Here is a 12291-nt window from a genome sequence, read left to right as displayed (position 1 = left end):
GATTACGGTGTCACGTCTGCTAGAAGTCTGGTCAAGCCTCCAGCATCACTAGGAGTGAGCAGCCGACTTTCTGGCAGCGCTTTGAAAAGCGTCGGGGTGAGGTTTGAATTCAGAGGGGGCATCTCACCTTCACTGTGCATGGTCACTTAAGCCTTTGGGTCAGGTCAGTGATCAGTCGTTTGCCGCACGAGAACACGATCTGGTGCGGGCTTTTGATCGTTCCATGGACTGTTTGGCCTGCCGGCGTGAGTAGATGAGGTGATAGATGCGAAGGCGCGGCGCAGCTCATCACGGTCGAGGCTGTCAATGCGGCAGGGTATGCCGGCAATAGCTTGCAGCGCCGCTAGGATCAGCGTCTGGTAGCCCTTAGCGTACTGCACCGGATCGCGCAGCCATTGACGCCTTCCATGCCGCAGCACTGGCCAGTGGCGGCACCAATGTAGGTGCACCAGGTCCCCAAGGCTGGGCACCCAACGCCTATGCAGCTTACGCACGGGACCTCGATGGTAACAAGCTGGCCGAGTACTGCTTCAACCCAGTCTAAGCTTCATGACGAGGCATCATTAGGTGCTTCGTCATTAGTCCTTACTAGCAAGTATGAGTAGACGTAAGGTTGCAACGGTGGCTTGAACAAGTCCCTTTAACCATGGGGACGCTGCGCATTGCGTTTAGTGAGGAGGGTGTAAAGGTAAATCGGTGAAAAAACCGGGTGCCAGCCCCAGCGTGGCGGTCCAGGTGGCGTGAGCCGTTCAGCGAGTAAGATTACGCCTGCGAACAACATCATCGGAATGTGCCATGCCCCGCTAACAAGCGGCACTAACATCCAGGCCCAGCACGAAACAATACAAAAGACGCCATGCGTCATGCCTAAGATCAGACAATCCCTGTCGGCAGCCCAGCCGAACAGGCCTATTCGCCGCCGTTGATGGCCACGATTGAGTGCTGCGTGGTGCCACGGGCTCGCGCTCCATAGCATCGCGATCAGCAGTGCCACGACCAGGGCGTTTTTTACGACAGCAATCTGTAGCAGCAGCGCCAGGGCTATCAGGATGGGGCCGACGGCCATCCACAGCGCACAGTAACCGAGTAGGAACCCGACTGACGCTCGTATTCGCCTGCTCGGCAGGCTAGAGCGCCAGACATGGATGAGTGGCATCGTCAAAAGGGGCGGCATCATGGCCAGAAGCATCAAGGCCCAACCCGCCAGGATTCGGTGGAATGGGTTAAGTGCGAGCTCCGCTTGCAGTGCAGCGGGCCAACTGGTGATGATCGATAGCCCATTCACGGTCACGCAAAACGCGGGTCCTTCTGTGTTGACCTCGTTGTAAGCGGAAAGGGCCAGGCCGAGTCCCGCCGTGGCCAAAAGCAATGGCCAGGGGTCGTAAGTAAAACTGCGTAGAACAGGGCCTAGCCGCATGAGGTCGCTCTCAACTCACGACACCACTTCGCTTGAGAACGCTTATCCACCCAGTCAGGGGACCAGGGTTGCCCCGACGGCATGTTGCCCGCCGCTACTTGTTGGTAGATGTTGCCGGCGTGGTTCACCTCCACGCCGTAGTTGGCCAGGTCGAGGCCTTGCCTGGCCATGTGTCCCCGGTCCTCGGTGGTGAACATATCGCGGATCTGCCTATACCAGGTGGGGGTGGTGACAGGCGCGGTTGTTGAGTTAATTGTCATGCCCGACTCCTTGTCGTCAATTTTTGTGTAAAGGGATTACCCATCAATGTTGATGGGGGGCCGACGGTTGATTCGAGGTGTGCTTCATGCCCGTCATGCCAATGCCGCCGCCAACGGCTTTGAGGTCTGGAACGATCTGGATATTGGTCATCATGCCGCCGTCTTCGTGGTCGAGGATGTGGCAGTGGATGACGAACTCGCCGATGTAACGGTCGTAGTGCGTGCGCACCAACACCTGGTAATCGTTCTGCACGAAGATGGTGTCCTTGAACTCGTGCCACATCCCGCAGTATTGGTTTTGCAGGCCCAGTTCGTCGGCCGGAACCAGGCACTCGCCATTGGGGCCGAAGATACTTATGGGTTTCTCGCCGGGTTTGGCGTATAGCACGTCCATCACCTGGAACGGGTTGACGTGAATGTGAAAGATGTGGGGTTCGCCCTGCGAGCTCAGCACCCAGTCGTCGGTGGTGTTGACCTGGCGAGTGAAGTCGATGCGGTCGGGGTCATAGGACTTGTAGTTGATGAAAAAGCCGAACGCGCCTGTCCACGGATCCCCCGGTTTTTTCGGCGGGGTGGCAGGCGGTGAGGGCGGGAATGGCGGATTGCCGATGAAGAAGTCAGCCTTCTGGATGTCGTTGTTGACCACCGCACCCTTGAGGTCGTCCATCCCGCGCCAAGGGCTCAGATTGCCGGTACGCAATCCTTCGAGGGCCGTGACGGGCAGCGATGGGTCCATTTTGTTGGCGTCGTAGAGCGCTTGCTGGATATAGCTTTGCGGATCGTCGGTCACGGCCTTGCCGCCAGAGACGATCACCGTTGCCAGTAATTGGGTTTCGTTCGGGCCCTGGCCGCCCGGGCCACCATTGGGACCAGCATTGGCACGTTCTGCGGGTGTTGCCGCCTGGTTCAGCACACAGTAGGTGCCGTCGCGGGGGAACATCAGCAACACATCACTGCGATAACCGGGTTGCAGGAAGTTGCTGCCGATGCCGCCGCTGACGCTCTTTTTGTTCACGCCGATGGGGCGAATTGCGGTGCGTGTGAGTCCGTCGGCGGCAATCTCGAATTGAGGGACGAGCTCGACCGGGTTGCTGGAATCGGGCACGGTCACCGGGCACAGGTCGGCGATCAGCGCAGCCTGTTCCTTCGGTGTACCACTGAGCACACCTTTGAGCGCGAGACTGGCTTTGGGACTGGTCGTTTTCATGGGCACGATCTGTAGGTTCACGGTGTCGTGGATACCCCCGTGAATGAAGCGCCAGCGTTGGATATCTCCCGCGGCAATGCCTTGGAGGGTCGGTTGCACCACGCCGTTGATGCTGGTGAACCGACCGCTCTCATCCCAGACAGTGGCCGAGGAGAGTTGCGCATCGAAGTTCTCTACCACACCTGTTTTGCCGCTGGGACACGTCCAGGTGCCATCCTTTTGCATAATGATGGCGCCCTTGTCGTCGAAACAGGCATACGGGATTTGCTGGAACAAAAAGACTTTTTCGGTAATGGGCTTCCCGGCAGCGTTCTTGAGAATGGTGTCGATGTCGCCTGGTTTACCACCGGTGTAGGCGCGGTTGCCACGCACAATCAGGGCGCCGGCCGCACCGCTGGCGACTTGCAGCGCCGTGGAACCATGCCGGTGCGCGTGGTACCAGAAGGTGCCCGAAGGGTGATCGGTGGGGATGTTGATCTCGTATTCGAATTTGGTTTGTGGCGCGATGTTCAACAGCACGTTGTCGCTGTTGCCCGACGGCGAGACGTGCATCCCGTGGTAATGCAGATTGATCGTATTGAAGCAACCAGCCCCACCATTCGCCGGATCGCTTCCCCCCGGACAGCTGGGATCGTTTTTCTCCAGTTGGTTGTCCAGGTGCACCCGCAGGGTGTTGCCTGGCTGCACATCGATGAGCGGCCCCGACAGGCAGCCGCCATAGGAACGTAGCTTGACCTTGTCCTTGGCTCCGTCGGGATTGCCTGGGTTGTAGATATAGTTTTCGCGCTTCTGCACTTGCAGGTTGAGTTCGATGGTTTGACCGTCGCGGGTGATGTCGCCCGCCGGGTTGCAACCACCTTCCGGAACGGCCAGTTCGGTCGCCTTCAGCGTGCCCGTCGGTCCTTTTTCAAGGAGCCTGGGTGGTGTAAGGAAAGACTGGGCGGCGAGTTCAGCGAGCGCTGCCGTGGAGGCCGTACAGACCATCAACCCGGCCAGGACTATACGAAGCGAAGTCATGTTGTGCTCCCTGCGCCACTGCGCGAATGTGTGCGACAGCCTTGACGGCCGTGTGACCTTTGATCCGCTGAATTACATGGAAAGCGGCATAAACCCTGCGGTGGCTGCACGTTTCCTACGAAGAACCTCTGCGCTTGAGCACATTGGCGATGGTCGTGGTCATGCCGGTAAAGTTGCAGGTGCGTCCGGCGCCTGGGGTGTAGACCGGCGGCTGGGCCACGGAAGGGTCGCCGCTGGTGAAGGGAGGGGCGGGGTTGTACTGGATGGTCAACTGCACTTGTTGGGCAACGATCTCGCTGGAGATCAAGGCGATGATTTTCAATGCCTCATCCAGCCCCGACGAAATACCACCACCGGTGATGCGTTGTCTGTCGACGATGTAGCGTGGATAGCCTTCCACCACATTTACTCGGGTGAAGAGTTTCAGGCATGCGATGAAGGCCCAATGAGTCGTCGCATTGTAACCGTCCAGCAAGCCGGCCGCGGCAGCCAGCAATGCGCCCTCGCAGACGGAGGCGGAAAATTTCGCCGCCTCGCCTTGGCGCAATAGCCAGGTCATACGCTGGGGATCGCCCATCAGGCGCTGCAAGTCGTCAGGTTCGCCGCCGGGAATCCACAGCAAACTGATGTATTCAGAGTGTTGATCGAAAATCGGTAAGTCGCCGCCGAGCGTCAAGCCGTCCCGGGTGGTGATGGACGGCCCATCAAGGGAAATCAGCCGTACTGCCCGGGGTGGTGCAGCGGGGTTGTGCTGCGATTCAATCTGAGCCATCCAGTTGAACAGCTCGAACGGGGCACTGACGTCGAGCAAGTCCACGCCATCGTAGACCGGGATCGCAATCAAGTACTGTTTTGGTGCGGGCATGGCTCCCTCCTGGGGAACACCGCGGCGAACGCGCTTGCGTCGTCAGGTGTGTAGCGTCCTGCTAATCAACGTTGCGATGCCCGGACGGCAAAACCGGAGGTCCTGTTGCCTGAAACCAATGCCCAAGGGCAGCTTCAGGGGAGCATAGTTGGCGCCCTTCCACCTGCAAGGCGTTTTTTTAGGCAGGTGCTGAGTGGTATTGATCGACGCTGGGGATAGCTATGGAGGTGTGGGGGAGTGATTAGCGAGGAGGGGAATTCCGGCGACGTTTTTTGTGGTCGCGGCAGGACCGTTTCAGGCTGAAAACCTATGCGGGTAACCGTAGGTTTCCGACCCTGAGGCTGAAAGCCGTCAGGTATACAGCGCCCAGATGGAGTTGACGAACTCGCTCATGTTCAGTGCCCGTGCTGAATTCACAGCAGCAAAGCTGGTATTGCTCGATCGAAAATTGAACCCAACCTTCGTCGAGAACAACGATGTCCGTGCATGGGATGCTGGTCAACGTCCAAATCACCGACCGCTCATCAGTGTCGTACACGGTTATGTTTTCTTTTCCTCTAAAAGCGATGCTGGATGCTTTAGACGCTGAGTCGGTCGGGCGCTCCAAATTAACAGAAAACTCTACATGTCCGCCCAATGGCTGCCAGTGGGCCTCTAGCCGGTGATGACGGGCCCCGCGCTCATGAGAAAGACGATGGGTTAGTAGCAACAGGCGCTTCAACATCCAGTCCGATATTTTCTCGCAGAGTCAGGCATCCGGTTTTGTGATGAGGGACAGTAGGGAAGGTCCGTCGACAACTCCTAGTCAATAATCTGAATCCTAACCTTGTCGCTCATCTGTTTTCGACCAATGTGAGCCGCTGGTCTGTGTATTGGCGTTCGTACTGGCACGTTGCTAGATCCTGTATATGCTGACGATGGAGCAGTACCCCCCGAGCCTTTCGGGACTTCTGGCAACAAGGAGGTCACCATGTCATCCACCCCTCGTGTACGCCGTTCTCTCAGTGATGTTCAGTACGACTATGACCACGGCAAAAAAGATGAACTTGAAGCACTGATCCGCGCCTGGAAAGGCATCAAGGATCTTCCCGCCAGCCACCCCAACTCCTTCTTCTCCATCGGTGGTCTGCATGGCGAGCCGTTCCGTGGTGAAGGCAAGACTGACCCCAACTGGTGGGGCGGCTACTGTCAGCACGGTACGGTGCTCTTTCCGAGCTGGCACCGCGCCTATCTCTGGCGCCTGGAAGAGGCGCTGCGCAGTGTCCCCAAATGTGAAAACGTCACCCTGCCGTTCTGGGATGAATGTAGCGACGAGTCACGAGAAAATGGCCTGCCTTCGGCCCTGACCCAGGAATACTTCGTGATCGACGGTCAGAAGATCGAAAACCCGCTGCGCTCTTTCGTGTTCCCGCAAGCCATCACCGATGAGGTCACGGGCACACCGATCATCTACAGCAAACCCGAAGGCTACGAGACCGTGCGCTATCCGCTGTCCGGGCTGGTAGGCACCGAATCGGACCGCGTAGCCACGGCGGCACACAACGCGCAGTTCAAGGACCCGGCGAAGAACATCACCTACCTCAATGAGAACGTCAGCACCTGGCTGAGCGGCAAGATCAAGATTGGTGGCAGGTGGCGCGGCGAGGTGTTCAGTCGCTTCGAAGCCTGCCTCGACTCTCCGAGCTACACACTGTTCTCCAATACCACCTCCGCCGGTGCGAAGAACGACGCCGTCCCGGAGGGCCCTCACTATGTGTCGCTGGAGGAGCCCCACAACTTCATGCACCTGGCGGTCGGCGGTTTCGACTATCCGGGCCAGGGCGACAGTTCGGCGATTCCCGGGGCCAATGGCGATATGGGCGAGAATGAAACCGCTGGCCTGGACCCGGTTTTCTTCTTCCACCACTGCTTTATCGACTATGTGTTCTGGACCTGGCAACGCCGGCAAGGGGCCACTGATGAATTCAGCATCGACCCCCAGGATCCTGGAGCCACTTACTATAAACCCGACGGCGTGCAACCCCCTGCGGGCGGCGCGGGCCTGGACCCGAACGCCATACTGAGCCTGGACACTACCCTGGACCCTTTCGTCAAGGCCGACGGCAAACCCTTCACCACCCGTGACTGCATCAACATCGAGAATCAACTGGGCTACATTTATGGCGCCGGCTCCCTGGATGCCTATGTCCAACCCGCCAAGCAGTTGCTGTTCAAAGCCGAGGCACCGCAGCCAACCGGCAAGACCCTGCGGGTCAGCCGTATCAACCGAGCGAAAATCCGTGGTTCGTTCCTGATCTCGGCCTATGCCAAGATCGACGGCAAGCGCGAGTACCTAGGTACCCGGCCGATCCTCAGCCGTTGGCACGTCGAAGGTTGCATGAACTGCCAGACGCACCTGGAAGCCAAGGCCACCTTCAAGCTGCCACTCAACGCCGATAACTCGGCGATTGACGACGACAGTATCGAGGTGGAAATACAGACCCGTGAAACGGTCTTGAGGCGGCCAAATGCGGCAGGTCTGCTCAGCACCGGCAACGCCGCCACTGTGGACGCGCCATTTAAGCTGGAAACCTACTGATCCACAGCGGGCTTTGCCCACTGCTGGCGCGGTGGCCGAAGGCAATCTTCGGTCGCTGCGCCTAGGGGGGGGCGGTGGGGACGGATCGCCCAACAGATTCCAGGCGCGTTAGCACTCACGTGTGGTCTCTTTACCAATGTTGTCTGTAAGCGGCTGGCCAAGTCACCTACAAGTCCGCATCCCATTCACTTCGCAAGGGAGCGTCAAAATGGTTTACGACAATTTCGCTGGAAACTGGACGTATAGAAGCTTTATTAATAAACCAGAAATCCTCCCCCAATTGGACGCGGAAAACATCGTCAAAGACGATGTTGCACAATGGTCACGCTACATGTTCGGCCAAGGGTTGATGATTTTTCATCCTACGGTCACAGGAGGGCTGACAGGACTCTTTCGAATGGGTGATGACAAGACTACGCTTGATATGAATATACGCGGCAAGCTAGAAGTGCGTGAAGGTGTCCTGTGGGTGAAATGGAATGCTTATGGCGTCGCCAATTCCGAGAGTGATGGTTGGTTGTACGAATACGAAGGATACATCATTAATAATTGGATCAATGGTTCAAAACAAGTCGATTCCATTGTGGGATCAGTGATTCGGAGCCAGCCGCATGATGATCTGAATCCTAATCAAACGGTTGATCGGCAAGCGCGCGCTGGAGCGGTAGCCTCCTTCATCATGGTGCGCGATATCCTTATCGAAGCAAACACCAGTATTCCACTGCCCAATGTTGTCCTGCAAATGTTAGGTTCGGAGCATCATCGGCTACACCATGCGATTTGGCATGGCTTGAGGGACAACTGGGTAAAGCCCCGCGATGGGGAACTTTCACCAGATGAGAAAAAGCTGGTAGGCCAGTTGGACTGGGCACCTCCCAGGCCTAATCAACTCCCAACGAGGGGGACCGTTGCAGACAGGGAACCAGATAATGGGGCCGGTGAAGACTTCTTGTTCATGCATCGCCAGATGATCCAAAAAGTACGACAACTGATGGCCAATGCCGGGCTCCCGGCAATTACGGCCTGGAGCACAATACCTACACCAAATCGCGATTCTCGAAACGTCGATGGATTCAGCGTGCCTCCTGCCTGGGATACGGGCAATGGGGAAGCCAGTTTCAAAGCAGTTGCGACAATCAAAAGCGACGAGTACTGGCACTCGAGAATGACTTTTATTGAGCGCCGCTTGAAGGATCCGGCCTATCTGTCAACGCTCACCCTCGATCAGCTCGGCGCCAAAATAGAGTGGCTTATTCACAACTTAATGCACATCCGTTGGAGCTCTCAACAAAAAGATCCTGAAACACTGATCTCAATTCCGGCGGGGAGACCTACAAATGACCGATCACAGAAGTGGATTAGGACCCAGCTTAATGGCCAGGATCATTATTATGACGATCTGAACGATACGTTTTCCTCTCATGTGCACCCTGTTTTTTGGCGCTTACATGGATGGGTCGATAATCGTATAGATGATTGGTATCGCGCCCAGGAAAGTGTCCGTCCAGGCAAAGTGTTACCGATGGACTACATGGGCACGCCTTGGTTTCAACAAGGCGACTGGGTTGCAGTTGCCGATCCATGGATAGGTCCAATGCACATGATGCATCCGCACAGTGCCGAAGAAGAGGAAAAAATGACGGAAACAATGCGGCTTGTTTATGACCTGGTATTTGCAAATTCCGATCCAGTAATTTCAGCGTTGCGTCCGACCAATTTCACAGAGAAAGTAACGAGCAGCTAAAGATCTGCCGCAACGCTTAACTAATATTTGTTGACGCGCCGGGATTGAGCCTTTTCAGGCTCATCCCAGTCCGGCGTGCCAATGCCATTGAACACCTAGTAATCTCTCCTTTGATGCCAAGACTGACAGATCTGCTATGGGATGGCGGCTGGACTGTGTTTTATGCACAACGCTGATCGCTTGATAAGTGGGCGGTGAATGCGCCAGCGAAACGCTTATCTATTTGCCAGCCGCCGCGTCGATCGTCTCAAGGTGTTGGTGCATGACCATGCTGCAGCTATGGTGAGCTGGCCTAATGATCTTGGACACCTCAATCGGGCGCTCCATGTTGCCGAGCGGGTCGGCAGGGCATGATGTCATGCCTGATCTGCTGGTGGTGGTTTTGCACGGATAAAACTTTGTTGTTCGTGCCCCGGCTTTGGGTACGAACGAGCGTTGCTCACTCGCTCTCGAAACTTTCCCAATGCGTATGCATCGGCATCCGTCGCCTCCTTAGTGATGGTCAAGGTAATTGAGCAGATCGACGCCGGTACCTTCGAAACGGAACACGCTGACCGACCAGTAAGCCGTATACGGGCCTTAGAGCGGGTGCAGTCGGTTGCCCGGGCGATCCATGTGTTGAGGCAGTTGCGCGACCTCAAGGGACGTCAGCAGCCTACGCAACCGGGCGACGTGGCCAATGCGAACGCCGGACGCATCGCCCGGTGCTTGAAGTGAAAGGCCTGACCTTACACTGTTCAACGGTCGTGGGCTCAGTGGCATCGCGAAGCGCCGATAGACTGGAATCATCAATTGGCAGAGTCCGTTTGATGATGCGAGGGACAGAGAAAGGTCGAGGCACAGAGAAGTGCGGCGCAGCTGTGAAGACCTAAACTGCCTGGGCGTTGCCGAACGATCGGCGAACACGCAACCCAGCCTGGCGAAATGCGGAGGCAGCGGCATGTGGCAATGGAGTGCATTCAAAGACAGGATTGGCGAGAGGAAAAGAAGCTCTGGTCCTTCGCATCCGTGTCATATCACCACTCAAAGGTGTCGCGAATTTCAGCAATTTCATGATTCCAGGGGGAATGCCCGATAGATTTGCCACTCCCGTCCATTGAGTACGAATGACATGAGCACACACACGTTCAGCCGGATGTGCGAAATTTTGTCGAGTGGCTTCAAGTGGAGCTTGCCCGGCTTGTTGTGCACCGCATATTCCTAAATTCCCTAGGGGCGCGCTGAAAAAGGGGGGGCACTTTTTTGAACTTCGCTATGCTTCACCTGCGATGCCTAGACATACAGAGGATTGTGTTTTTTCCACGGGAAGGGGAATGATATGGGCAAAAGGCTTGGGGATGAAGATATTGTCTACGCAAAAATTCACCCGTCCATAGGCGTTGCGCGGGTTGGAAATTCCATGGAGGACGATGGCTTTTACATCGGCCCTCAGGTATCAGACCCAGCTCCTAGGCCGCCGGGGTTCTACCGGGACGCCACGGGAGCGTTGAAGCGTGAGGTCGCGGAGTTTCGCATCTACGGCTATGACGCCTATGGGAATGTGGTTCGCGAGCTGCGCATGGATGAGGGCGTGCAGATTACCTGGTCGGTGGAGCTCGCTAACCACAAGGCTGCTTGGTATACCTTCCAACTGGCGATGGATATTCCCGAGGCTGTCGCGGCACCGCCGTCGACGCGCCGTAATGCCTCGGTGAGCGACCGAAGATCGCTGTCGATATTGCCCGGAATGCGTAGTATCGATGCCCCCAATGCACAGGGTGCTCAGTTCCGTTTTGATGGCGGCAAGTGCTTCGGCATTGAGGTGCCGCTGGGCGAGCTGCGCACCGACGCCGCTGGGCGATTGTGGGTGTTCGGCGGCCATGGAAAGTCCGCCTCCTGCGAAGGCAAGGCACCTACGGATTTCGCCAACAACGATGGATGGTACGACGATACCGGCGACGGCCCCGTGACTGCCCGTGTACACCTCAGCGGACGTGAGTTGACGGTAGCTCCGGCGTGGGTGGTGGTCGCACCACCCAACTACGGGCCTCTGCAGAAGTCTGTGCGTACCCTGTACGCGTTGATGACTGACCTGGCTATCCAGGCAGGGCAATTACCAACGCCGCTAAGACCTTCGTTTCGAGATGACATTTTGCCAATCCTCAAGGCCATGTGCGACCTGCAGTGGATGAACGCGGGGTTCGCGGCAGGTTTTGGCTATGGCATGCCGCAGCATTTTCTGGCGCCGGACTACCTGAATAAGCTCGCTCAGCCGGGTAAGGCATATGCCGAGTTGCGTCGTACTGTGGCCAATGGTTTCCGCAATCCAGAGGACAGCGATGTTTCGCAGAAACCCTGGCCTTGGGTGTACGGCGATGCTATGGACATCCCCATGCCGGCGTCACCACGCGCGATGAATGCATTGACCACCACCCAGTTGGTGATGTTAGAGCGCTGGGCAAGGGGCGATTTTGTGGCGGATCATGACCCCGCCTGGGAGCCACCACACAGCCTCGAGGAGGTACCTTTGCAGGAGCAGCCGGCGATGCTCAACCGCGCCGCGCTAGAGTTTTGCTTGGCTGACGCCTTCCATCCCGGCTGTGAAATGACCTGGCCGGTACGTCATGCGACGATGTACATGGAACCGTACCGCTGGCGCCACCGCGCTGCCGAAAATCCGGAACCGGATTACGGAAGGACTTTGACGATAGCGGAGGCGATGTCCTATGACGGGCCGCTGTATGCCCAGTTTCCGGGAGCGATCACGCGCTGGATGGCGATCCCCTGGCAGACCGATACCGCCAGTTGTCGTTCTGGTTATGACAAGCAGTACGATCCGTATTTGCCGACTTTCTGGCCTGCTCGAGTGCCGAATCAGGTCTTAAGCGACGAGAACTATCGTAAAGTGATGGATACCTTGCTGGGTCGAAATGAGCGTTTAACGGCCTTCCACATGCGTTCTGAATGGGACCGTACTCTGGGGGTGGGGGCCGGTCATCAATTGGAGGTGATGGTGGAGCACTTCGATCGACAGGGTATTGTGGAGGTGCGCGATGGCATTCCTGACGATCCGGACTTCCCACCGCTGATGCAAGTCGAGGATCGCGGGGGAGACGACTTGAGTCTCGAAGAGCGACAACTAACCGATAGTGGCATGCGTAAAGCACTCATTACAGGGACGATCAAGCAGTGACAGCAATGGCTCGGCAAAATTTGGGGAGCCA

At 57.0% G+C, this 12291-nt stretch carries 7 protein-coding genes and 1 pseudogene; 4 read left to right on the top strand and 4 right to left on the bottom strand.

What is annotated here, in order from left to right:
• Positions 1-376: 376 nt before the first annotated feature.
• Positions 377-544: pseudogene (locus ACEN9A_RS15480) on the top strand (VOC family protein); the annotation flags it as partial.
• Positions 545-640: 96 nt separating this feature from the next.
• Here ACEN9A_RS15480 and ACEN9A_RS15475 read toward each other — a convergent pair.
• The 4 genes from ACEN9A_RS15475 to ACEN9A_RS15460 all read right to left on the bottom strand — a co-directional run bounded on the left by ACEN9A_RS15475 (position 641) and on the right by ACEN9A_RS15460 (position 4766).
• On the bottom strand, positions 641-1417 hold the full coding sequence (locus ACEN9A_RS15475) for a copper chaperone (protein WP_413387853.1): 777 nt from the start codon (positions 1415-1417) through the stop codon (positions 641-643).
• On the bottom strand, positions 1408-1677 hold the full coding sequence (locus ACEN9A_RS15470) for a hypothetical protein (protein ID WP_413387855.1): 270 nt from the start codon (positions 1675-1677) through the stop codon (positions 1408-1410). The genes ACEN9A_RS15475 and ACEN9A_RS15470 overlap by 10 nt, the downstream gene beginning before the upstream one ends.
• A gap of 43 nt (positions 1678-1720) precedes the next feature.
• Entirely contained in the window at positions 1721-3901 is a 2181-nt protein-coding gene (locus ACEN9A_RS15465) for a multicopper oxidase family protein (protein ID WP_413387857.1), read from the bottom strand.
• 115 nt (positions 3902-4016) lie between these two features.
• The gene (locus ACEN9A_RS15460; RefSeq protein ID WP_413387859.1) at positions 4017-4766 is read right to left on the bottom strand and encodes a DJ-1/PfpI family protein; all 750 of its coding nucleotides are present in this window, start codon (positions 4764-4766) and stop codon (positions 4017-4019) included.
• Positions 4767-5736: 970 nt separating this feature from the next.
• Between ACEN9A_RS15460 and ACEN9A_RS15455 the strand changes: the two genes are divergently transcribed.
• The 3 genes from ACEN9A_RS15455 to ACEN9A_RS15445 all read left to right on the top strand — a co-directional run bounded on the left by ACEN9A_RS15455 (position 5737) and on the right by ACEN9A_RS15445 (position 12260).
• Complete coding sequence (locus ACEN9A_RS15455; RefSeq protein WP_413387861.1) at positions 5737-7344, top strand: tyrosinase family protein; 1608 nt, start codon at positions 5737-5739, stop codon at positions 7342-7344.
• A 208-nt stretch (positions 7345-7552) separates the two neighbouring features.
• The gene (locus tag ACEN9A_RS15450) at positions 7553-9088 is read left to right on the top strand and encodes a hypothetical protein (protein WP_413387863.1); all 1536 of its coding nucleotides are present in this window, start codon (positions 7553-7555) and stop codon (positions 9086-9088) included.
• A gap of 1318 nt (positions 9089-10406) precedes the next feature.
• A complete protein-coding gene (locus ACEN9A_RS15445; RefSeq protein ID WP_413387865.1) occupies positions 10407-12260 on the top strand; it encodes a LodA/GoxA family CTQ-dependent oxidase in 1854 nt (617 codons plus the stop codon).
• Positions 12261-12291 lie beyond the last annotated feature (31 nt).

This window comes from Pseudomonas sp. Pseusp18 (assembly GCF_059506005.1).
This window is presented reverse-complemented; position numbering and strand designations above follow the sequence as displayed.